This window comes from Bacillus sp. FSL R5-0447 (genome assembly GCF_038606125.1).
Taxonomy (GTDB): Bacteria; Bacillota; Bacilli; order Bacillales; family Bacillaceae; genus Bacillus; species Bacillus velezensis.
The window spans coordinates 1,650,751-1,673,804 of the sequence record NZ_CP152012.1 but is presented as its reverse complement, the minus strand read 5'-3'; the positions used below and the strand labels follow the sequence as shown (position 1 = coordinate 1,673,804).

Below are 23,054 nucleotides of genomic sequence, written 5' to 3'. Positions count from 1 at the left end.
GTTATTGCTCCTTCTTTTTCCCGCTGTCAAACAGCATATGAATAAATAAAAGTATTACACCGACGCACAGTGAGGAGTCCGCGATATTAAAAATCGGATAGTGATAATCCACGATGATGACATGAATAAAATCCACCACTTCCTGGCGCGCCGCCCGGTCTATAAAGTTTCCGGCCGCACCGCCCAGCATTAAGCCGAGAGAAATTCCGAGTAACATCTGCCCTTTTGCATAACGCTGTATGTAATAAACGATTCCGATAATCACGGCGATGGTAATGACATAGAAAAACCACATTTGGCCGGCTAAAATACCCCACGCCGCTCCCGTGTTGCGATGAGATGTGATATAAAGCACCTGATCGATGACAGGTATGCTTTGTCCCAATTCCATATGGCTGACAACAAGCCATTTGGTCAATTGGTCGGCAATAATAATAAAAAGAGCGATTAGATAATAAAGCACACACGTTCCTCCAGTATACAGTTACTTTTATCCTTTATGAATTTTATCAGTAAAAGATGCCAGAGTAAAGGCAGATCATAAGCGCATGCAAACAGACGCTGTCATTCATACAGCGCCTGATCATATGCATAATCTCCGGGTTCCCAATATGGAAGGGTTTTCTTTTCAAATTGAGCGGGATAATAAAAATCATCAGCGGTTCTGGCCGTCGGCAGCACCGCAAGTTTTTCAATCGGAATGGGGTCGCCTGTTTTTTCACAATAACCGTACGTATTGTTTTCAAACTTAGACAGGGCAAGAAGAACGTCCTGAAGTTCTTCTTTTATATGATAGATCAGAGTTGCTTCTTGGTCGTTCATTGAAGGTTCAACAGATGCTGACATTTGAAAGCAAGAATATTCGAATAATCTTGATTGAAGTTCTTCTTTCATCATGAGAAGCTCCGTGTGGATTGCGGTCAGTTGATCATTCATTCATCACAACTCCTGCTCTTGATGTTATGGCTTTATTGTTGCCCCCAGAGCGCCATTTGAAGCCCATAAGATTTTTCCTGTCGTTCTAATCGATGACATTAGTGGCATGTAAAAAAAGCGCCCGGCTGTCACCGGGCGCTTTCTCATTTATTATTTTTGATAATATTTTTCAACGATTTCCGCATTGCGCAGTGATAATGTCGGATATTTCGGATTGGCTCCGACATCTTTAGAAATTACGCGGGAACGTTCACACATCTGGCCTTCCGCTTTTTCTACGGTCATTTTTCCTGTTGTGAAGCTTTGCGCGTTTTCCGGCGCTTCACTTTCGTCTTTTACTGTCAGTTCTGAGACGATAAACAGCTGCGCGATGTTTTCTTTAATGGATGACAAGAGGTCGCGGTTTTCTTTGTTCGGATACAAAGTCAGGCTCGCTTCCAATGATCTTCCGATAATTTTTTCGTTACGGGCTGTTTCCAAAGCTTTCAGTACGTCGTTTCGAAGCTCCATGAAGCGGTCGAACTTTTCTTCTGTCGCTTGACTGTCCGGAACAGCAATGGTTTCCGGCATATCTGTCAGCTGCACGCTCGCTTCTTCAACAAATGATAAGTGAGACCACATTTCATCCGCCGTGTGCGGGAGAATCGGCGCCGTCAGCTTCACTAACGCCAGCAGCGTTTCATAGAAGACCGTCTGCATGCTGCGGCGGTCCGGATGATCCGCATGCTCGATGTACACAACATCTTTTGCAAAATCAAGATAGAAGGAGCTGAGCTCAATCGTACAGAAATTGTGAATGCTGTGATAAACAACCGCAAATTCATATTCATCGTACGCTTTTTTCACCTTATCGATCAGCTTATTCAGCTTGATCAGCATATATTGATCCACTTCGCGGAGGTCTTTTACATCCACGGCATTGACGCTTGGATTGAAATCGAACAGGTTGCCGTGAAGGAAGCGGAACGTGTTGCGGACTTTCCGGTATACTTCCGCGACCTGCTTCAGAATGGCGTCAGACACGCGAACGTCCGCCTGATAATCCACTGACGATACCCATAATCTTAAGATGTCGGCACCAAGCTGTTTCATGACTTTAGCCGGAACAACAACGTTACCGATTGATTTACTCATCTTGCGTCCTTCTCCATCCAGTGCGAACCCATGGCTGAGCACACCTTTATACGGCGCTTTTCCTGTTACGGCTACTGCTGTAGAAAGAGAAGAGTTAAACCAGCCGCGATATTGGTCAGATCCCTCTAGGTATAAATCAGCCGGGCGAACGAGGTCATCACGTTCTTCAAGCACTGCTTGATGTGAAGAGCCTGAATCAAACCAAACATCCATGATATCCTGTTCTTTTGTAAATGTGCCGTTCGGGCTGCCAGGATGCGTAAAGCCTTCCGGAAGAAGATCCTTTGCTTCTTTTTCAAACCAAATGTTTGATCCGTGCTGTCTGAACAATTCAGAAACATGTTCAATGGTTTCATCTGTAATAATCGGTTCTCCGTTTTCAGCGTAAAATACCGGAATCGGCACACCCCACGCACGCTGTCTGGAAATACACCAGTCTCCGCGGTCCCGAACCATGTTGTGCAAACGCTGCTCACCCCATTCAGGAACCCATTTGGTTTCTTTAATGGCATCCAGCAGGTCTGATCTGAAATCTTTAATAGACGCAAACCATTGCGCTGTCGCTCTGAAAATGGTTGGTTTTTTTGTTCTCCAATCATGCGGATAAGAGTGAGTAATGAATTCAAGCTTCACAAGTGCGCCTTTTTCATCGAGCTGCTGTGTGATCGCTTTGTTTGCATCATCATAGAACATGCCTTCAAACCCAGGAGCTTCGCTTGTCATTACACCTTTTTCATCGACCGGGCAAAGCACATCTAAACCGTATTTTTGGCCAATGATAAAGTCATCTTCCCCATGTCCTGGCGCTGTATGAACACAGCCTGTTCCGGCATCGGTTGTTACGTGTTCACCAAGCATAACGAGAGAGTCTCTGCCATATAGCGGGTGTTCAGCGATAATGTTCTCAAGGTCTTTTCCTTTGACCGTTCTTGTCACTTCATACTGATCAAATCCGCATGCTGATGCAACACTTTCGACTAAGGCACTTGCTACGACAAAGCGGTCTTCACCTACTGCAATCACGCTGTACTCAAGATCAGGGTGCACTGAGATTCCGAGGTTCGCCGGAATTGTCCAAGGCGTTGTTGTCCAAATGATGATGCGCTCGCCGTTTTCAAGAACGCCTTTTCCGTCTTTTACACCAAAAGCGACGTAAATAGATGCTGAACGTTTGTCTTGATATTCGATCTCGGCTTCAGCCAGAGCAGACTCACTTGAAGGTGACCAGTTAACCGGTTTAAGGCCTTTGTAAATGTAGCCTCGTTTTGCCATTTCACCAAATACGCGGATTTGCTGCGCTTCGTATTCCGGTTTTAATGTCACGTATGGGTTTTCCCAGTCACCGCGGACACCAAGACGTTTGAATTGCTCACGCTGTCCCTCGATTTGCTTCCAAGCGTACTCTTCACATAGTTTGCGGAATTCTGCTACTGACATTTCTTTCCGGTTTACTTTTTTGTTTTTCGTCAGCGCCGTTTCAATCGGCAGTCCGTGCGTATCCCAGCCCGGCACGTACGGTGCGTTGTAGCCGCTCATTGATTTATAGCGGACGATGAAGTCTTTCAGGATTTTGTTCAGGGCATGGCCCATGTGGATGTCTCCGTTTGCATAAGGAGGTCCGTCATGCAGCACGAATTTCGGGCGGTCTTTCGTCCGTTCTTGAACAAGACGGTAAATGTCCTGCTCCTCCCAGTCTTTTTGCATGTCCGGCTCACGATTCGGCAGATTTCCGCGCATCGGAAAATCTGTTTTCGGCATTAACAGCGTATCTTTGTAATCCATTTTCATTCCTCCACAACATTTTTCAGAAAATAAAAAAAGCCCTCTCATCCCATAAGGGACGAGAAAGCTTATCTCGCGGTACCACCCTTTTAGAAAAAACGGATCATCCGTCTTTTCCTCTCGAACATCGTAACGTGATGGAACGTCCTATCCTACTCTCGGTTCAGAAAGGAAACTAAAGGGCTGATCTGCATGATTCCGGCCATCCCGGGCTTTCACCTTCCCCGGGTCGCTTTATAGCCTGTTTTGAGTCATGCCGGTCCCTTTCAATCGTCTTTTCATCTGAATTTATGAACGTATTATATTCGAACGGGCCGGAGAATGTCAAGAAAATCAGAAAATTATTCTTTTTCCTCAAATACCGCGTCGACTTCGTATTCCAGCAGATGATCCCAATCATCGTTCTTCAGCAGGTCGAGCTGCGCTTCAATCAGCATTTGGAAACGTGTTCTGAAGACTTTAGACTGTTTTTTCAGCTCTTCAATTTCCATTGCGATTTTTCTTGATTTGGAAAGCGACTCATTGATGATGCGATCAGCATTTTTTTCTGCTTCACGGACGATCAGCTTCGCTTCTTTCTGCGAGTTGCGCTTTACGTCTTCTGCGGCTTCCTGAGCTACGAGAATTGATTTATTCAGCGTTTCTTCGATATTGGCAAAGTGGCCGATTTTTTCGTCCAGCTCGTTCACTTTCGCCTCAAGCTCCGTTTTTTTACGGAGTGCGATTTCATAATCTTTTCTGACCTGCATTAAAAATTCATTTACTTCATCTTCATCATATCCGCGAAAACCTTTTGTAAACGTTTTGTTATGGATATCATTCGGCGTTAATGGCATATTGCCACCTCCATTTTTACATTTCAGTACGGTTATCTAGTTCACATTATAAAACAAATACGGCACAGATGGAGAAAAAAACTGAAAAAACGACTCATTTTTGCCGTTCAAATGTAACTTTCCATTTGTCTTTTTTCGTTTTTCCGTCAACTTTTGCCAAACTGCATCGTCCGAAGCCGCGAATCGAGAGCATGTCCCCTTCAGCAACCTGATAAGACGGATCTTCAATGGCTTTCCAATTCACCTTAACGAGCCCGTTTTTCACAAGCGCCTGCGCTTTCTGGCGGGATTGCCTGCTCATTGAAGCGCAGACGGCGTCGAGACGCAATGAAGAAACCGTGTCATCCCTTATTTCGACATCTGAAGCGGGAATGTGAAGAGCGGAAAGCTCGATTTTCTCAAGCTTTACCGGCGCTTTGCCCGCCTTGGTCAGCTGAGTGCTGACAAAATCGGCGATTTCACCGGAGACGATCAGCTGCACGGCTTCCTCTGAGAAAATCAGATCGCCGTATTTCTGCCGCTTTAAGCCGATCCCCATTAATGATCCGAGAAGAGAGCGGTGGTCAATGCTGACGAATTTTTCAGCGTATTGAACGTCAAAAGCCCGAAGCTCAAAATCATCCTGTTCAGGTTCCATATATTCAGGGTATAAAATCGCGCGTTTGCGCTCAGCTCTGTCATATCCTCCGAAAAACGCAAGACCGCAGGCGTCGCCGATAACGGCTTTTACAATGACCTGTTCTCTGGGATCTAAGAAATCAGTCAGCTTCATCCGATACTGGTCCAGGACAATCTGTTTCCATTCAAGCACCTGATCAATAAAAGGCCGCTCGTCTTGTCTGAAGTGCTGGTAAATATCGCTCATGTTCTTTCCTTTCTATGTAAAGAGGCTTGGCTGGTGCCAAGCCCGTATCAAACTGTCGCATTCAAGTATACATTGCGATCATGCGGTATAGGCCCCAAAGTCCCGTCGTGGCAAACCGAAGCACGATAATCGCTACAATCGGGGATATATCCAGCATGGCAATGGGCGGAATGATCCTTCTGAACGGCTCTAAATACGGTTCGCAAATCGCTGCGAGAAACCGTCCGACCGCCGTTTCTCTCGTACTCGGCACCCATGACATAAAGATATAGATGATCAGGGCAAACGAGTAGATGTAAATTAAATAACTCAGAACGGAAAAAATTTGATAAAGAATCATCCTGCTTTACCACCTCTGATGTTCGTCTTCATTTATAAGCTCCGAAATCGTGCCGGAAACGTCGACATTATCAGGCGTGCACAGAAAAATATCTGAACCGATTCTCTGAATGTCGCCGCCGATGGCGTAGACGGTACCGCTTAAAAAGTCGACGATTCTTTTCGCCTGATCATGCTGGATGCGCTGCAGATTGACGACAACCGCCCGCCTGTTCTTTAAATGATCGGCGATTTCCTGCGCTTCCGCATATACACGCGGTTCACTCAACACCACTTTAGAGGATTTCTGAACACTTTGCAAGCTTACTACGTTCTGCTTGCCCTGCGGCTTCTGAGCGTAAGCAGGCTGTTTATCTTTCTGCTGTTCATGCTCTTCCGGATGATCCTGCTCCGTTTCAATGTATTCATACTCGTACTCCTCCTCATCCATTGAGAAAAAGTTTTTCAGTTTATTTTTCATGCTCATTTGTTTACACCCCCCGGTTCATTTCCGACTAATGAAGAGCCGATTCTGATAAAAGTTGCGCCCTCTTCAACAGCGATTTCATAATCATTTGACATGCCCATTGACAGTTCCCGGCACGGTGCGTTTGTCTGATGCAGTTTTTGCACCTGATCCCTCAGATCACGCAATTGCCGGAAGCAGGCTCTGATCGTTTCTGTATCGTCTGTCAGGGGAGCCATCGTCATCAGGCCCTCTACAGAAATGTTTCTAAACTCAGAAAGCTCTCTGATAAAGGGGATGACCTCCTCTGTTTTCAAACCGTGCTTAGACGGCTCAAGCGAAGTATTCACCTGCACAAAACAGCGAACCGCATGCTGCGCCCGTTTTTCAATCTCTTTTGCCAATGACAGTCTGTCTAAGGAATGTATATAAGATACACGGTCAACGACGGCCTTCACCTTTCTGGACTGAAGACTGCCGATAAAGTGCCACTCCGGGCTGCCTTTGATGACTTCCTGCTTATGGATAAGCTCGGCATCCCGGTTTTCTCCCAGACTTGTAATACCGGCATCAACGGCCTCTTGAGCCCTTTCGGCTGATACGTATTTTGTAACCGCGATGACGGTAACATCTTCGGGGCTTCGGCCCGATCTGTTACATGCTTCGTTTATTCTTTCGTTTATATGTCGTAATTGATCAGCAACACGCAAGATCTTACGCCTCCTTCATTCCGATAAAGGACATCATGCGTCCCGTTTTTCCTTTGTCGCGGCGGTGTGAAAAGAATAGTTCACGCTCTCGTTCGGTGCATAAACCGCTGACTGAAATGTTTTCTTCCGGAATACCGCAATGTATCAGAAGAAGACGGTTGACCTCTTTTAAATCAAGCTGATACTGGCCTTTTTCCGTTTCGCATATGGCGGATTCAGCCGTAAAAGGCAGCGCCCGCACTTCATTGATGACGCGGTCGTCGACTGTATAGCTTCCCGCGCTGATGGACGGACCGATGACAGCCTGAATATCTGTTAAACGGGAGCCTTCTTCGTTTACCCAGCGTTCCGTCATGATGCGTCCGATTTGTTTGACCGTCCCCTTCCATCCGGCATGGGCAGCGCCGATAATGGATTTCACCGGGTCATAAAAATACAAGGGCACACAGTCCGCAAAACAAAGGGCCAAAAAAAGATTCGCATCTTTCGTGTAGAGCCCGTCCGTCCCGCGGAATGCGGAAGAATAGTCTCTCGCCCCTTTTCCTTTATCCCCGGCTGTCACGCGCCGGACGCGGTTTTCATGTGTCTGGTCGGCGAACACCCAGGAATCCAGATCAGTACCGCATAAGGACGCTATGACTTCACGGTTTGTCACAACATCATGAGCTTCGTCCCGGACGTGCAATCCGGTATTTAATGACTCATACGGAGGATTGCTGACCCCGCCGTTTTTCGTCGTGAATCCGGCGATGACCTTCGTGTTAAGCTGATTCACACAGTTCCAGTCTTCTATCATGAGTGCCGAGGGGGTGGTAAGACTAAACGGGTGATATGTATTCATGGAGATCCAACCTTTCGACAAACATTAAAAAAGCGTAATTTCCCACTCATTTTAACACAATTTTAAGCATACGTTTAGCGGCTGATTGAAAAATGAGATAAATAAATGTGCCGGAAACATTGAGATTTCCGGCTTTTTACAAGTAAAGGGAGGATTACGCTCCCCCCTTTGGTTCGTTTACACGCACTAAGATGACATCTTCCCCAATTTTAACTATATTTCGCCAAGGAATGATCATTTCCTCTTCTTTTCCGAAAAAACCGAGAACTTTTCCGCTGCCGCCTAAAATAATCGCCTGAATTTTTCCCGTTGTCACGTTAATATCAATATCACCGATGCTTCCGAGTTTTTTTCCGTTCGACACGTTTACCACATCTTTTATTTGAAATTCAGATATGCTGATCATCCGTATCACGCCCTTTGCCCGTTCTTTTTCCTATTATATGAACGGCCTGGCTGAACCTTGTCACCTCGGGCAATCTTTTTTGCGGCTGCACCAGCCGAGGATAAATCTCAGCATAATTTTCGTATAGTCCATAAGCTCATCAACGGACACTTCCTCGTTTACGGAGTGGGCGTTTTTTAAATCGCCGGGACCGTATATGACGCTCGGAATCCCGGCATGATAAAGCCACCCTCCGTCAGTTACGGTTTGGGAAACATCAATGACGGGCTCCTGTTTTCTGACGGCTGAGTGTGATGCAGCCAAGACAGAAACTGCCGGATGATCCGGGTCGATTTCCAGCGCCGGGAACACCTCTCCTCTGTCTTCAATCATCGAAGATCCTCCCCATTTGAACACCGGCCTGTTTTCTTTGAGCCACAGATCACTGTCAGCGACACGATTAATATAGTCTTCGATTTCTGCAGCTGCTTGTTCGTGCGTTTCGTTCGGATAAAAGTGGACGGTGATCCATAACCGGCATTCATCGGCGACAAACGCTGCGTGTCTTCCGCCTTCAATGACGGCGGGGTTGATCGTATTGGTGCCGGGCGCAAAGCCGGGATAGCTTTTCGTTACCGCCCAGTGGCGCTCCAGCTCTCCCAAGGCAGTGATGATTTTTGCCATTTTTTCGATGGCGCTCGCTCCGAATGTGCCTCCGCCCGCATGAATCATATTGCGCCTCATGCCGTCATGAAATGTTTGTTTGCTTTTCAATTCTATCCAGCCGGTGATGACACCGCCCTGCCCTTGAATATGCAGGCTGCTCGTATCCGCAACAACCGCAAAATCCGCGTGATAGCCGCGGTTGCAGCATTCCAGCGTCCCCGCCTCACCGACTTCTTCTCCGATTACAGACTGTACAATGAGGTCGCCCGGAAGCTCAATGCCGGCATCATGGATCAGCTTCAGAGAGAAAAGAACACACGCCAAACCCCCTTTCATATCAGCGGCGCCCCTTCCGATCAGCATGCCGTCTTTTACGATCGGCTGAAACGGGTCAGAGTGCCAGTCTTCGCCCCCGGCTTCTGCCACATCAATGTGTCCGTTTAAAATCAGGCTTTGATGCCTGCTTGAATCTGTCCCTTTTAAAACACCGACTACATTCGGATCTTCCGGATACACATCCCACATATCGACCGAGAAGCCCGTTTCTTTTAAAAAGCCGGCCACCCACTTTTGGGCTTCTGCCGTATTTCTTGCTGGCGGGGCCGGAGTCGGAAAGGCTATCAACCTTTCAGCAATATGTATGAAGTCATTCCGCCGTTTTTCCGCCTGGTGTAACAGCATATCAATCTGATGCATTGGAAATCTCCCCTTTGGCTGTATCAAAAAAACCGTTTCATTCATGAAATGAAACGGGTGAAAAACGGATCTTCCTCCGCTTTTTTCACCGCTTCCCTCCGCCGGCATGATCCGGATCAGGTCCTTTAAGGGTTGAGACAACGTCTCTCTCAGCCGCATGGCAGCACCCCCAGGGTGAATTTATGTTATTTTACGGATGATGCCTCTTTTGCACGTGTTAAAAACGGGCGGCCATTGTTCCATAAGACATTGACAGGCGTATCGAAAAACGCTGTAAGCCGCTCGTCAGAAAGCATGTCCCTGATTTTCCCGGAGGCGAACACCTCGCCCTGTTTTAAAAGCAGCGCCTGATCAAATACCGGCAGAATTTCTTCAGCGTGATGGGTGACATAAAGGATGGACGGCGCATTTTCTTTTTCGGCGATCGACGTAATCGTGTCCAGCAGCTGCTCCCTTGCCATAAAATCAAGACCCGTCACGGGTTCGTCCAAAATCAGCAGTTCCGGATCAGCCATAAGCGCCCGCGCAATCAGCGCTCTTTGTCTTTCCCCTTGTGATAATGTTTCATACCGTCTGTCGGCGTAACCGATGGCGCCCAAATCCTTCAGAAGACCGATCGCTTTTTCCCTTACCTGCTCACTTGGAGTTTCGTACAGCCCGATTGAGGCGTACGCGCCGCTGAGGGCGATTTCAAAAGCGGAGTCCGCGGCATATAATTTGTGCTGAAGACCTGCCGAAACAAGGCCGATTTTCCTTCTGAGCCTGTCACCGAGCTCTGTTTTGCCGAATTGATGGCCGAGCACCTGCATCTCTCCTGAAGTGGGGAAGTAATAAGAGCATAACATATTCAGCAAAGCCGTTTTTCCGGCTCCGTTTAATCCGTACAGCACCCAATTCTCGTTTTTCTCGACGCGCCAGTTGATATCTTTCAAAATCCATTTCCCGTTTCTTTTTAATGACACACTGTCCAGCTGTAAAATCATTGCAGTTTCCCCCGTTTACTTTATTTAAATTTTCTAAAAACTTTTACACATTAGAATACATCACTTTTTTGCAAACGTAAACCATCGCATGAAAAAAGCCTTTAAACAAGGTTTAAAGGCTTTTTCCGTTATTGATGGATATTCTTATTCATTTGTTTAATGGCTGCCTTTTCAAGCCTTGAGACCTGAGCTTGGGATATGCCGATTTCTTCAGCGACTTCCATTTGGGTTTTCCCTTGGAAAAAGCGCTTTCGCAAAATCATTTTTTCCCGTTCGTTCAGTCTTCTCATGCCTTCTTTCAGAGCCAGCTCCTCAATCCATTGTGTATCCTTATTGCGCTCATCGCTGATCTGGTCCATCACGTAAATCGGATCGCCGCCGTCATTATAAATCGGCTCAAACAGTGAAACCGGATCCTGGATGGCGTCAAGGGCAAACACAATTTCTTCATGGGGCACTTCAAGAACTTTAGCGATTTCCTCTGCTGTCGGCTCCCTGCTTGTCTCACTGATTAACCGCTCTCTTACTTGAAGCGCTTTATATGCGATATCGCGAAGCGACCTCGAGACGCGGATCGGATTATTATCCCGCAAATATCTGCGGATTTCTCCGATGATCATCGGTACAGCGTATGTTGAAAACTTAACATTATGGCTTAGGTCAAAATTATCAATGGATTTCATTAGTCCGATGCAGCCGACCTGAAATAAGTCATCAACATACTCTCCTCTGTTGTTAAACCTCTGAATGACGCTTAAGACAAGGCGCAGATTGCCGTTTACAAGCTTTTCCCTCGCTGAATCATCGCCCTCATCCTGTAATTGCCTAAACAGCTTTCTCATCTCTTCATTCTTGAGCACCGGTAATTTGGAGGTATCCACCCCGCAAATTTCGACTTTATTTCTTGACACGTTTTTCCCTCCCACTAGGAGCTGCTGTACAACGTTAAGTATCTCCTCGGGTGGGAAAAATATGCACCGCCATTTTACAGAAATAAACATCCGGCTGCGGCAATCCTTGCAGCAGTAAGGGCTGTCAGATGGAAAAAATTTTACACCATTTTGTTAAACTCTTTTCTCAGTCTTTTGATAATCCGCTTTTCGAGCCGGGAGATATAAGATTGTGAAATCCCCATCATGTCGGCTACATCTTTTTGTGTTTTTTCTTCTTCTCCGACAAGCCCGAAACGCAGTTCCATAATCTGCTTTTCTCTTTCGTTTAATTGCTCAAGCGCTTTTTTCAAAAGTTTTTTATCCACATTGGCTTCAATGTCTTTTGTAATAATATCATCATCTGTGCCGAGCACATCCGAAAGCAGCAGCTCGTTTCCGTCCCAATCAATATTCAGCGGTTCATCAAAGGACACCTCTGAACGGATTTTATTGTTTCGGCGCAAGTACATTAAAATTTCGTTTTCGATACATCGCGACGCGTAGGTGGCGAGTTTGATTTTCTTTTCCGGATTAAAAGTGTTTACCGCTTTGATCAAACCGATGGTGCCGATGCTGATTAAGTCCTCGATATTGATGCCGGTATTTTCGAATTTGCGGGCAATGTAAACGACAAGACGTAAGTTTCTCTCAATCAGAATGGCCCGCGCCGCCTGATCCCCGCTCGGCAGCTTTAATAAGAGCACCTGCTCCTCTTCTTTAGACAAAGGCGGCGGCAGCGCCTCGCTTCCTCCTATGTAATACACTTCATCGCTTTTCAGTCCGAGTTTCATCAGCCATTTATACCACAAATATGTCAGACGCAGCTTAAGTTTTTTCATCTTCCTCCCCCTTCTAAATACAACGCGTTTTGAGTATGATGAATAACAGACTTTTCGTCAGGAAACATGTTTTACAGCCTTCCCTGTCAGCATCTTCGGATGAACGATTCCGTCAAATTCACCGTCCGCGGATAATGGTTTTGTGCTGATGCCGATCAGGCATTTTTCACAAGCGATCATTTCGTCTTTTGTTAAAATCGTGACGTAATCCGGCTTTAAACAGAGTAAAAATTGATTGTCCTGGCCGACGCCCCTGTATGGAATCAGCCTCAGCTTATCCGCATGGCGGAACGAATCATCAAGCTGCTCTATCACTTCAAGCGGACTGGCGGATTTGATGAGGTCCGTTTCCTTTTCGCTGAGAATCGGAGCGAATTTGTCAATGTGAAGGATCATGACCGGCGTTTTCGTCAGCGGATCATACAGCTGATTCCCGGAATCCACCAATCCTTTCGCGCGGATTGTCTGTCCGCTGAATTCCGCCTGCACCATGACAAGTTCATCGTACTGAATGGACTTCGTCTCGATGTCTTCAATTCTCTTTTTCGAAAAAAACCATATGGCCGGAAATCCGATAACTACAAACATCCAGCTGATCGGGTCGCCGAACCCGGTCTGGCTTGTGACCATTACGCCTTGCTGCACAATTGATTCTGTCTGCAGCAGGGAATGTACGCCGATCATTCCCCCGCCGACGAGAAAAGTCGCGAAATAAAAGGCGAACAAATTTTGAAAAAAGTATCGGAACCGTTTAAAGCCAAAAGCCGCAAGCACGATGACTACTGAAAACGCCATTTTTCCCGCCGGATGCTCCACAAAGGGAGAAACAGGCGTAAACATCAGAAGCACAATGGCTGACCCGATGAAACCGCCGGCGGCCACTCTTCTTTTTTTTACCTGGCGTTTTAAAATAAAGGCGGTCAATAAAAGCAAAAGAGAATCAAAACAAAAGTTCAACAGCCAAATGACATCCAGATAGATTTTCACATCTGACCCCTTTCCTCTTTTGTCTTACTTATCTGTTTCTCTCTCTTGTTTCATAAGTATAAAGCAAGCTCTGTGGGAAAGTCTGTCAATTAATGTTGAGGGTAAAGTACAATTTTTAAGGGATAACCGTTTTATTTGTCGAGGGCCGAAAGGGTTGCTTTCCTATTGTCCGCTTCAACTAAAAAAGCGCTGCCGTGATCTGGCAGCGCTCTGTCTTACTCATTGATATAAAGTTTTCCTTTAGCCGTCTGTCTCGTTTCATTTCCGTAGTCATCTCTAGCGATAACGTCAATTTTTGCTCCGCTTGCTTTGATGGAAGAAGTCGCCGTCCAGTAACCCTCATATCGTCCCGGAGAAATTTCTCTCAGCGGAAGCTCTGTTGCGTTTTGGCTCCCTGCCCGGGCGTTTGTCAGAGGCAGACGGATAACGAAGGAAGCGTCTAATTTCTTTCCGCTTGAAAAAGCGATTTTCACTGATTCTCCGGCTTTTAATTCCTTATCCGCTCCGGGAACCAATCCGGAAATGACGGGAGCATTGTAATTGACATCGATTACCGTCTTTTTCGTTGTTTTGTTACCCGCTTCATCTGAGGCCGTGACCTTGATCTCATTGCTGCCGTTTTCCAGAAGAGTTCTCGCTTGATAAGAACCGTTATTTACTTCAGCTTTTTTTCCGTTCACCTTTACCCATTTTAAATGGGCGTCGTGCACTTTTCCTTTTACGGTCACTGCTTCTTTATTTGTTTTATCACCGTTTGCCGGACTGTCAATCGTCACATCCGGCTTATCCTCATCCAGTATGACTGTGACAGGGCGTGACTCATCGGTTGACCCGCTGTCTGTCACAGATGCTGCCGTCAGTCGATTGGCATCTTTAGTGAGTATGACGCCGGCCTGGAAATTGCCGTCTGCATCTGCTTTCGTTTCTGCGGCGGTTTTACCGTTATTGGTAAGACGGACAGCGGTTTTTGGTGAAGCCGTTCCTTTCACCGTGATTGACTTCTTGTTTGTAAATGACCGGTCTTCAGGCGACGTTATGTCAGGCACAGAAGCTTCGTAGTCGACCAAAGCCCTGATCATAAAGTTTCCGTCTGATTTATCGGTTTTAGACCAGCGGCCGTCGAGGTATTGCCAGTTTCTGTTCGAGTACGGACTGCCGTCATCAGATGACAGGGCAGGTGTATAAGGATCGGGTTTCGTCTGGCGGAACACAAGATAAAAATCCTTTCCGACCGCGATTCCTTTTGAGCTGAGATCCACTTTGGTCCATTCGCCGTTTCGAAGCGCTTCAGCTTGGAACGGGCCGGCAATTTTGCTGCCTGGAGCTCCATCAGGGCCGGATGCATCATATACTTCTGCTTGAAATTCGGTACCGCCCGGATCAGGCCAGTCGGCGCCCCAAAATTTAAAAAGGCCTCCCGTCAGCATCCCGTGTTCTTTTCCGTCTTTGAGCGTCATCTTAACGGCAGATTTGCTGCCGGCTTTAAAATATGACAGCGCGGCTTCTTCCGTTCCGTTATCATAGGCAATTTCCCCTTCATAACCGATATACGGCTTAAGCTTGACGTTTTTTTCAGCATCTCCTTTGATGTCAACGGAAAATTCGCTATTGTAAAAGCCTTTTGCCGCTACTTTGATTGTGTAGGAGCCTTCGTACGCCTTAAGCGAATATTCCCCTTTATCGTTTGTCACCGCCGGTTCAATTGCGGCATCCTCAGCCACATAAAGCGCAGCCCCTTTTACCGGTTCGCCTGTTGACTGATTGGTGATGGTTCCTTTTAGCGTGCCGGACGGCATTTGCTCCAGTGTAAAGTCTGCCTGTGCGGTTTTGTCCGATTGAATAGAAACTTGTTTCGAAGCGGACTTAAATCCGTAAGCCTCGGCTTTCAGCGTATAGCTTCCCGCCTTATGTGACAGGCTGTAGCTTCCGCTTGCAGGGTCGGAATATACGGATTTCCCCGTCTCGGCGACACTGATTTGCGCTCTGAGAGGGAGGAGGTTTGTTTCACGTTTCACTCTTTTTCCGGGTGATTTCACTGCCGGTTTGGCCTGTTTCGGACTGACGGCTTTTTTCTTCAGGTGGCCGGGAGGTGTTTGTCTATTGTGTTTACTTTTTTTAGCCGCCTTGCCGAGAGGGCTGCTTGAAAGCCGGACATCATCGATATACCATCCGTCTTCATTGAGTACTTCGTCAGACTGCATATTAAACATGAGCTTTATGTTTTGGCCTTTATACGCAGATAAATCCGCCTCTGCATCGTTCCATCCTGCGGAGTCACCATTGTAAACGGCCGCCTGCTCCCAATTTGATTTTCCTTCCGGAAGAACGAACACATACCCGTAATCAAAAAATTCTTCGAGCTTGTGCCAGCTTTTAAATTGCAAAAACAGCCGTCCTGTTTCCGGAACTTGAATCGGAGGCATCACCAAATTCATGTTGGCTGAATCGGCATAAGGGCCGGACAGATTCGTCGCATACACTTTATCTCCGGAAAATGCGGTGCCGGGCCCTGAACCCGGGATACCCCATTCCCATTGGTCATGTGTCCCGTAACTGGACCAGCCCGCCGGCTGTGATTCAAAATCCTCTTTGTATCCCGCCGTAATGCTCGGTTTCACGTCAGCCCGGTACGTATCAGATTCTACAGAATGACCTCCGAAATCTTTTATGGTCCATTTATAACTTACCTTGCTTCCCGTTACATCCGGAATCTCCGCCTGGTATGTTCCCTTTTTTTCATCACCGCTTTTTTGAACGGCGGCTGTCGTTTTCCACTCTCCTTCATCAAACTGATAGGAAAGGATGACTTCAGTTACGCTTACATCGTCTTCTGCTGTAACCGTTAACGGAAGGTTTGCCCCTTTGTAAGCCGCTGAGACCGGTTCATGGTGAAAGCTGGGCGGATTGTGATCTTCGCCCGCAGAAGAGACCTTGCCTTCTACGCCTCCGATTCCGTCCGTTACGGCAGAAACGGCATCAAAAGCGTTAACGAGACCGTGGCCGTAACCGTTATTCGGTGATTCCGGAAAAACGGAATCTGTCAGCTTTTCGGCGGTGCGCGTCAAAACGTCTTCCATTTCATCGACCGTAATAGAGGCGTTCGCCTGCCTTAACAAAGCCGCCGTCGCCGCCACATGCGGCCCGGCCATTGAAGTTCCGTCCCAGCCGCCTTCGTATGTTCCTCCAGGAATCGAAGAACGGATATTCACTCCCGGAGCCGAAATGTCCGGTTTTGTTTCATGATACGGTGAGGGGCCTTGAAGCGAGAAATCAGCGAGTTTCTTGTCGATGTCAGTCGCACCTGTCGCAAATGCTTCAGGATAATTGGCCGGATTTGCGATTGACCCCGGTCCTCCCGGTGTAAATAAGTCTTCATTTCCCGCAGAGAATTCCGGAAAAATCCCTGCCGCTCTCCACGCATTCACCATATCGCGGTACCACTCGTCCATTCCCGAACCGCCTGCCCAGGAATTATTAACAACATCCGGCGCCATCTCGGGATGGGGCGTGCCGTTTTTATCTTTAGGCGCGAGCACCCATTCACCAGCATCCAAAATATCGGCATCAGTTCCTCCGTCATCTGAAAATGCTTTTACTGCGATCCATTTCGCCCCCGGAGCCACACCGATTTGATTTGAGCCGTCAGGTTCTGAACCCGTCATGGTCCCTGTTACATGAGTGCCGTGTTCAAGATCATCGTAGGGAGCGTCTTTATGGGACACGGCATCATACCAGTTCATTTCATGATTCGGCGCTGCGGGATTTTCAGGATCGTAACCCCGGTATTTTTCTTTAAGCGCCGGATGATCCCACTGAACTCCCGTATCAATGGAGGCGACAACCGTGCCGGTTCCGTCGTATCCTGAAGCCCAGGCCTGCGGCGCATCAATTTGGCTGATATTCCATTCGATGCCTTCCTTTGCTTTGATCTCTTTTTGTTTTTTCTTCATTTGAAAAGGAGCTTTTGATTGTCGTTGAGTAAGCTGACGTTTTTCATTCGGAAGAACTTTTTCTACTTCAGGAAATGAGGCGGCTTTTTCCATTACCTCTTTCGAAGCAGTGACTGCCATTCCGTTGACAATATAATAGGAATGGATGTGATCAGCCTTGCCTTTCTTTTTTTGTTTTTCCAAATATGTTTTCAGATTCTGCTGCGCATCATGAGCCGCCAGTTTTAAAGAAGAAACGACGGCTGACCGCTTTTGATATTCGGTTTTTGCTGCGGAAAGCGATTGAGACTTGGCGTTTTTTTCTGCTTCTTTGACCGCTTTTTTCGTATTGGCTTTCTCTTTAAATTTGATAAGAAACGTGACTTTATCATTTTTTTCAAAACGCTTCTTGACTGAATCGGAAATCTTATGCTGAATGCTCTTAGAGGAAGAAAGATCTTTGGTGAAAGAAACTGCCGCCGGTGTGCTGTTCGCTCCGGCTGCACCCGGAAACAACAGGGAACTGACGACAATCGCGCTTAAAACGGAGCCTGTCCATCTGTTTCTTGTTTTTTTCTTCAATCGTATCCCCCCTTATTTGGTAACGCCTATAAAATGTGTATCCCTCCTTCATAATTGGAATCGTTTGTCATTTCGATGCTGTACGTTAAATGTAGACAATCTTCCATCCAGATATTGTCACATTCTGTAGAAAGCCGTATGAAATTACAAAACAATCAATTCGTCATAGGTATAAAGTTTCTTTTTTCACTGTATAGATCATGGGGATAGGAAGGAAGACAGTGCACAAAAGAAAAAGGACAAAACCATGTGGTCTTGTCCTTTTTTACATCAGCCGCGTTTGTTGCGGTTTCTTAAAAATGTAGGAATGTCGAGGGCATCATCCGCCGGCTGTGATGTATGGCGGTTCACCGTGTTTTGATGCTGTGTTTCTTCTCGTTTCGGCTCACGTTTCGCAGCGTTTTGGCTTTGAGACTTCAATCCTTGGTTTAAAGTCGGACGCTGCGGTTTTGAGTCATCTTTTTCCTGTTCGATAAAACCGGTCGCAATAACGGTGACGACGATTTCATCTTTCAGATTTTCATTGATAACTGAACCGAAAATCATGTTGACATCAGGGTCGGATGCAGAAGCGACGATATCGGCTGCTTCCTGCACTTCGTAGAGGCTCAGGTTTGTACCTCCCGTAATGTTCATCAAAACACCTTGCGCTCCGTCGATTGCCGCTTCCAGTAACGGACTGGAGATCGCCTTTTTGGCGGCTTCAGCAGCACGGCTTTCGCCCGTAGCGATCCCGATACCCATCAATGCTGAACCTTTGTTGGACATGATGGTTTTGACATCGGCAAAGTCCAAGTTGATTAAACCAGGCGTCGCGATGAGGTCAGAGATACCTTGCACCCCTTGGCGAAGCACGTTATCAGCTTCACGGAATGCTTCAAGCATCGGTGTGTTTTTATCGACGATTTCAAGAATGCGGTCATTCGGAATAACGATCAGTGTGTCAACGGCTTCTTTCATTGCCGTGATACCGCCTGCAGCCTGCAGCTGACGTTTTCTTCCTTCAAATGTAAACGGTCTTGTTACGACACCGACAGTCAAAGCGCCTAAGTCCTTTGCGATTTGCGCGATAACCGGTGCGGCTCCCGTTCCGGTACCGCCTCCCATTCCGGCTGTAACGAACACCATGTCAGCACCTTTTAGCGCTTCTTCGATTTGTTCCTTACTTTCTTCAGCGGCTTTTTTGCCGACTTCCGGATTCGCTCCCGCTCCGAGACCGCGGGTCAGCTTTTCCCCGATCTGCATTTTCACTTCCGCTTTTGACAGGTTAAGAGCTTGCGCGTCCGTGTTTACCGCAATGTACTCTACACCCTGCACTTCATTTTCAATCATTCGGTTGACCGCGTTATTACCGCCGCCTCCTACTCCGATTACTTTAATTGATGCTAAGCCGTCTATGTTTGTTTCGAAATCCAACATGCTAAATCCTCCTAATCTGCCGAATGACTATCAATCTATTCCCAAAACATGCTTAATAGTTTTTTCATTTTGCTCGGTTTGTTGTGTTCGGCTTGTGTTTTTTGTTTTGCTTTTGGACGCTGCTGCGCCTCTGGCCGCTGATGATGTTCTTCTTCGTGAGAGACCGCGATTTCCTGCACGGCTTCTTCCGGCATATGAAAGCCTATTTTTCTTCCCTGAATTCTGGCATTTCGGCAGGCAAATTGTATCAAGCCGACACCCGTCATATACTGAGGGTCTCTTACACCGATATAATTCGGGCTTGCGACCCTTACATTGTGCCTCAGCACTTCCTGTGCCAATGAAAGCACTCCGGGCATTGCGGCCTGTCCCCCGGTCAGCACAAAGCCGCCGGGCAGATCTGTAATTCCCATATGCTCAATTTCGGCTGCGGCAATCTCAAGAATCTCTTCCACTCTTGCTTCAATAATATTGGCAATTTCCTGCTGTGTAAAAGATTGCTTTTGATTTGTTCCTATGACGGTGACTTCAAATACTTCATCTTCTGAAGCCTCATCGTAGAATGCATGTCCGAATTGTTTTTTTACTCTTTCAGCCTCTTCGGTGGAAGTGCGCAATCCGATCGATACATCTTTCGTGATGTTTTCGCCTCCGAGCGGAATGACGGCTGTCTCCTTCAGGTGCCCCTGTTCAAATACCGCCACCGTCGTCGAGCCGCCGCCGATATCAATCATGGCGACTCCGAGGTTTTTTTCGTCTTTTGATAAAGCCGCCGAACCGGCCGCAAGCGGCTGCAGGCAAATATCAGTAATTTCAACGCCCGCTCTCTCCACACAGCGAAGTAAGTTATGTAAGATCGTTTTGGAGCCGGTAATCAGCGTGCCTTCTACTTCCAGGCGCACGCCGAGCATTTTTTTCGGATCGGTAATTTCGTCTCTTCCGTCAACGATAAACTGTTTCGGAACGACGTCTACGATCAGCTGCTCATGCGGAACTGACACGACCTGTGCCGCTTCCATTACCCTGCGGACGTCTTCAACGTGAATTTCTTTGTTTTCACTGGAAACAGCGACAACGCCGTTCGTATCTTGAATATGAATATAATTTCCATTAACGCCGACAATGGCTTTTTTCAGCGGAAAACCTACCATTCTTTCAGCTTGGTCAAACGCTTTTCTTATAGAATGAACGGTTTCATCTATATCAACGATTGAGCCTTTTTTCAACCCTTCAGACGGTACATTTCCCACTCCGATAATGTTAAGGGAATCATCTGTCATTTCTCCGACGATCACTTTTGTATTGGACGTACCGATGTCAAGACTGACGTAAAGTTCATTGTTGTTCATTCTATGGCACCTCCTCACATTTCGATCAAATTCTATTCTATTATTTGCGGAACAACAATACAATGAATGTGGCTTTACAAGTGTGTAACAAAAACAACAGCATCAACAAATTCTTATCTGATTTCTCACAATTTATGTTTAATGAAACTATTCGTTATATTCTATGTATATCCTCTTTTATATCGTATTTTTTTTATTTTTTTTAGAGACGGCCCACCTTACCGTAAGATTTCCTGTCACGGTGCCATACTGTGCAATCCAGATGCAAATATATCCGCTTTCCATTAGTCTACACTAAGATGAACCTCCAGAAAAGCTATAGATATTGCCAGAAACATCCGAAAAAAGAAGAAACAGGAGGAAAATTCCAAATGCAATGCTCATTGCAGAAGACACGCCCATTGCATTGAGAATTTTCCGCTTGTCCGGCAGCCATATCCCGGGCAAAAACAAACATAGTCATAATGATTCCGCTATCGGTTATATCGGCTGCCCTGCTGATTGTAATAGATTCTTTTGAATCACCTTTAAATTAGTTCTTTAGAACTATTAATCATTTTCTTTTTTCTTGCCGGATTTACCTTTGTTGAATTCTTCAAAATACGTAGCGACTTCTAAGTGGATAATCCCCTTTTTCCCGCCGTCCAGCTGGGAAACGATAGAAGGATAGGTCTTCATCCGGCCGGCAAACGTTTTAATAGAAGCGGTAACTACATACCCGTCGTTCATATACAGCTTGATCCGGTCCTGATCCATTTTTACCGGTGTATAATAGATTTCAGAAATCGACTGCTTAAGCGAACCGGAAAGCTTATCAAGCTGCTCCGCCATTTTGACCCGCTTTTTCGCGTTTGTCCAGTCAACCAAAATCGGGCCCGCGTCATCCGGCGTGACTTCGTTCGGCAGCACAGTGCCGTTTTCGAGCACTTCATAATACACATCATGTCGCTGCAGATACGCGATCGTCTTATATTCTTCAATGTGAATGCTGACTTTGTTAGGAAATACTTTTGAAAGTTCCGCCTTTTTCACCAGCTTATTCTGCTCAATCTTTTCTTCTGTTTTTTTCTTGTTCAGACTCCAGAACTCGGTTTGTCCGTTATGTATATCAGAAAGCGCGTTGATCTCTTTTACAGACACGTTTTCGTTTCCGGAAACGGTGACAGAAGACACTTTGCTGATCGGCATCTGCAAGTACACGATGATCAGCACCATCATAAAAAAGAGCACAATGAATGAAATCAGCCGGCGGTTTGCTTTTTGCTTCCGCTGCTCTTTGATTTTCGGAATCCGCTCTTCAATATTTACGATTTTTTCTCTTTCATGATTTGGGTTCACTGCCTGTCCACCTCACTAAGAATGAAACAGCTTGACATTCGTCTGATTGAAAAACAAACGGCATGCTGTGATGCCGTTTGACATTTGTTAAAAGTATATCACATGAGCTCATGTAATCAGAGAACCTTTTAACGATTCCCTCCGATGATTTCAACTTCTGTATGCATGTCAACATCATACTGCTCACGGATTGTCTTTTTCACATATTCAATCAGATCAAGAACGTCCTTGGCAGTCGCTCCGCCGGCATTGACGATAAAATTCCCGTGCATTTCGGACACTTTTGCTCCGCCGATCTGATGTCCTTTTAATCCCGCTTTTTCAACGAGGTTTCCGGCATGATCCGGCAGCGGATTTCTGAATATGCTTCCGGCGCATGGGCTCGAATACGGCTGCGTATTTTTTCTGTAATCTTTGTTCTGCTGCATTTGCGCCGTAATGGCTTCCCGTTCCTTTTGCTCAAGCTGAAGAACTGCCTCGAGACAGACGCCGGGGCGTTTTTTCTGCAAAACAGACGTTCTGTAGCTGAAATCCATCTCTTCGTTCGTGAGCCATTCGATTGTGCCGTCTTCAAATAAGATACGGGCTTTCACAAGAATCTCACTCATATCAGATCCGTGCGCCCCGGCATTCATATAGACGGCTCCGCCGATTGATCCGGGAATGCCCGCTGCAAATTCGAGACCGGACATTCCTTTTTTACTCATGGAAGTCGCAAGCCGGACGACCGAATAGCCGCCTCCGACTGTCACCTGATCACCGTCAATCTCCAAATGATCCAGACCCGCTCCCAGCTTGATGACAACTCCTCTTATGCCTTCATCAAGCACGAGCAGATTTGAACCCCGTCCGATAACCGTCCATGGCAGATCATGTTTCTTCACAATATCCATAATATCTTTGACCGCTTCCACACGGTTGGGGATGATCAAAATGTCCGCCGGACCGCCGATTTTCATCGTTGTATGGTTCGCGAGCGGTTCTTGTTCCAGCACTTTGCCGACTTCGCGGTCTCTTAATTCCTGAATTACGTTCTCCATCATAAACCTCCGCATTCCATT

Annotated in this window: 20 protein-coding genes and 1 riboswitch; all 20 genes read right to left on the bottom strand. The window is 46.6% G+C overall.

The features are described from left to right. Position 1: 1 nt before the first annotated feature. Positions 2-463, bottom strand: a complete 462-nt coding sequence (lspA, locus tag NYE68_RS08540; RefSeq protein ID WP_003154398.1) for a signal peptidase II — start codon at positions 461-463, stop codon at positions 2-4. A 101-nt stretch (positions 464-564) separates the two neighbouring features. Beyond that, positions 565-936, bottom strand: a complete 372-nt coding sequence (locus tag NYE68_RS08535; RefSeq protein ID WP_007409725.1) for a TraR/DksA family transcriptional regulator — start codon at positions 934-936, stop codon at positions 565-567. 150 nt (positions 937-1,086) lie between these two features. Then, positions 1,087-3,852: an isoleucine--tRNA ligase gene (gene ileS, locus NYE68_RS08530; RefSeq protein ID WP_012117512.1), complete on the bottom strand. Its 2,766-nt coding sequence runs from the start codon at positions 3,850-3,852 to the stop codon at positions 1,087-1,089. Positions 3,853-4,193: 341 nt separating this feature from the next. Next, positions 4,194-4,688 (bottom strand): septum site-determining protein DivIVA, encoded by a 495-nt coding sequence (divIVA, locus tag NYE68_RS08525; RefSeq protein ID WP_003154406.1) that lies wholly within the window; start codon positions 4,686-4,688, stop codon positions 4,194-4,196. A 94-nt stretch (positions 4,689-4,782) separates the two neighbouring features. After that, positions 4,783-5,553 carry an RNA-binding protein gene (locus tag NYE68_RS08520; protein WP_015388260.1) on the bottom strand — a complete coding sequence of 257 codons (771 nt, stop codon included), beginning with the start codon at positions 5,551-5,553 and terminating at the stop codon, positions 4,783-4,785. A gap of 61 nt (positions 5,554-5,614) precedes the next feature. After that, positions 5,615-5,893 (bottom strand): YggT family protein, encoded by a 279-nt coding sequence (locus NYE68_RS08515; RefSeq protein WP_003154408.1) that lies wholly within the window; start codon positions 5,891-5,893, stop codon positions 5,615-5,617. 6 nt (positions 5,894-5,899) lie between these two features. Then, positions 5,900-6,358 (bottom strand): cell division protein SepF, encoded by a 459-nt coding sequence (gene sepF / locus NYE68_RS08510; protein WP_007409719.1) that lies wholly within the window; start codon positions 6,356-6,358, stop codon positions 5,900-5,902. Beyond that, positions 6,355-7,047: a YggS family pyridoxal phosphate-dependent enzyme gene (locus NYE68_RS08505; protein WP_007409718.1), complete on the bottom strand. Its 693-nt coding sequence runs from the start codon at positions 7,045-7,047 to the stop codon at positions 6,355-6,357. Before NYE68_RS08505 ends, sepF begins: the two co-directional genes overlap by 4 nt. A 4-nt stretch (positions 7,048-7,051) precedes the next feature. Next, positions 7,052-7,888, bottom strand: a complete 837-nt coding sequence (gene pgeF / locus NYE68_RS08500; protein WP_014304972.1) for a peptidoglycan editing factor PgeF — start codon at positions 7,886-7,888, stop codon at positions 7,052-7,054. Between the two features lie 154 nt (positions 7,889-8,042). Then, entirely contained in the window at positions 8,043-8,294 is a 252-nt protein-coding gene (locus NYE68_RS08495; protein ID WP_003154415.1) for a YlmC/YmxH family sporulation protein, read from the bottom strand. Positions 8,295-8,354: 60 nt separating this feature from the next. Further along, entirely contained in the window at positions 8,355-9,635 is a 1,281-nt protein-coding gene (locus NYE68_RS08490; RefSeq protein WP_077392203.1) for an acetylornithine deacetylase, read from the bottom strand. Positions 9,636-9,711: 76 nt separating this feature from the next. After that, positions 9,712-9,816: riboswitch (TPP riboswitch) on the bottom strand. A gap of 4 nt (positions 9,817-9,820) precedes the next feature. Further along, positions 9,821-10,618 carry an ABC transporter ATP-binding protein gene (locus NYE68_RS08485; protein ID WP_033574591.1) on the bottom strand — a complete coding sequence of 266 codons (798 nt, stop codon included), beginning with the start codon at positions 10,616-10,618 and terminating at the stop codon, positions 9,821-9,823. Between the two features lie 128 nt (positions 10,619-10,746). Then, positions 10,747-11,529: an RNA polymerase sporulation sigma factor SigG gene (gene sigG, locus NYE68_RS08480; RefSeq protein ID WP_003154420.1), complete on the bottom strand. Its 783-nt coding sequence runs from the start codon at positions 11,527-11,529 to the stop codon at positions 10,747-10,749. A 140-nt stretch (positions 11,530-11,669) separates the two neighbouring features. Next, a complete protein-coding gene (gene sigE, locus NYE68_RS08475; protein ID WP_007409714.1) occupies positions 11,670-12,389 on the bottom strand; it encodes an RNA polymerase sporulation sigma factor SigE in 720 nt (239 codons plus the stop codon). A 57-nt stretch (positions 12,390-12,446) separates the two neighbouring features. After that, complete coding sequence (spoIIGA, locus tag NYE68_RS08470; protein WP_015417426.1) at positions 12,447-13,376, bottom strand: sigma-E processing peptidase SpoIIGA; 930 nt, start codon at positions 13,374-13,376, stop codon at positions 12,447-12,449. A 215-nt stretch (positions 13,377-13,591) separates the two neighbouring features. Further along, positions 13,592-17,887, bottom strand: coding sequence for a S8 family serine peptidase (locus tag NYE68_RS08465; RefSeq protein WP_324635863.1), 4,296 nt, complete (start codon positions 17,885-17,887; stop codon positions 13,592-13,594). A gap of 270 nt (positions 17,888-18,157) precedes the next feature. Then, positions 18,158-19,306, bottom strand: coding sequence for a cell division protein FtsZ (gene ftsZ, locus NYE68_RS08460; protein ID WP_003154424.1), 1,149 nt, complete (start codon positions 19,304-19,306; stop codon positions 18,158-18,160). 35 nt (positions 19,307-19,341) lie between these two features. Further along, positions 19,342-20,655, bottom strand: coding sequence for a cell division protein FtsA (ftsA, locus tag NYE68_RS08455; protein WP_003154425.1), 1,314 nt, complete (start codon positions 20,653-20,655; stop codon positions 19,342-19,344). 549 nt (positions 20,656-21,204) lie between these two features. Next, positions 21,205-21,993 carry a cell division protein FtsQ/DivIB gene (locus tag NYE68_RS08450; protein WP_020955788.1) on the bottom strand — a complete coding sequence of 263 codons (789 nt, stop codon included), beginning with the start codon at positions 21,991-21,993 and terminating at the stop codon, positions 21,205-21,207. Between the two features lie 128 nt (positions 21,994-22,121). Continuing rightward, positions 22,122-23,033 (bottom strand): UDP-N-acetylmuramate dehydrogenase, encoded by a 912-nt coding sequence (gene murB / locus NYE68_RS08445; RefSeq protein ID WP_007409709.1) that lies wholly within the window; start codon positions 23,031-23,033, stop codon positions 22,122-22,124. Between the last annotated feature and the right edge of the window lie 21 nt (positions 23,034-23,054).

Bases quoted from the DNA above. Each gene is read 5' to 3' on its own strand.
- NYE68_RS08535 (WP_007409725.1), bottom strand. From the start codon at position 936: ATGAATGATCAACTGACCGCAATCCACACGGAGCTTCTCATGATGAAA.
- ileS (WP_012117512.1), bottom strand. From the start codon at position 3,852: ATGGATTACAAAGATACGCTGTTAATGCCGAAAACAGATTTTCCGATG.
- divIVA (WP_003154406.1), bottom strand. From the start codon at position 4,688: ATGCCATTAACGCCGAATGATATCCATAACAAAACGTTTACAAAAGGT.
- NYE68_RS08520 (WP_015388260.1), bottom strand. From the start codon at position 5,553: ATGAGCGATATTTACCAGCACTTCAGACAAGACGAGCGGCCTTTTATT.
- NYE68_RS08515 (WP_003154408.1), bottom strand. From the start codon at position 5,893: ATGATTCTTTATCAAATTTTTTCCGTTCTGAGTTATTTAATTTACATC.
- sepF (WP_007409719.1), bottom strand. From the start codon at position 6,358: ATGAGCATGAAAAATAAACTGAAAAACTTTTTCTCAATGGATGAGGAG.
- pgeF (WP_014304972.1), bottom strand. From the start codon at position 7,888: ATGAATACATATCACCCGTTTAGTCTTACCACCCCCTCGGCACTCATG.
- NYE68_RS08495 (WP_003154415.1), bottom strand. From the start codon at position 8,294: ATGATCAGCATATCTGAATTTCAAATAAAAGATGTGGTAAACGTGTCG.
- NYE68_RS08490 (WP_077392203.1), bottom strand. From the start codon at position 9,635: ATGCATCAGATTGATATGCTGTTACACCAGGCGGAAAAACGGCGGAAT.
- NYE68_RS08485 (WP_033574591.1), bottom strand. From the start codon at position 10,618: ATGATTTTACAGCTGGACAGTGTGTCATTAAAAAGAAACGGGAAATGG.
- sigE (WP_007409714.1), bottom strand. From the start codon at position 12,389: ATGAAAAAACTTAAGCTGCGTCTGACATATTTGTGGTATAAATGGCTG.
- ftsZ (WP_003154424.1), bottom strand. From the start codon at position 19,306: ATGTTGGATTTCGAAACAAACATAGACGGCTTAGCATCAATTAAAGTA.
- ftsA (WP_003154425.1), bottom strand. From the start codon at position 20,655: ATGAACAACAATGAACTTTACGTCAGTCTTGACATCGGTACGTCCAAT.
- murB (WP_007409709.1), bottom strand. From the start codon at position 23,033: ATGGAGAACGTAATTCAGGAATTAAGAGACCGCGAAGTCGGCAAAGTG.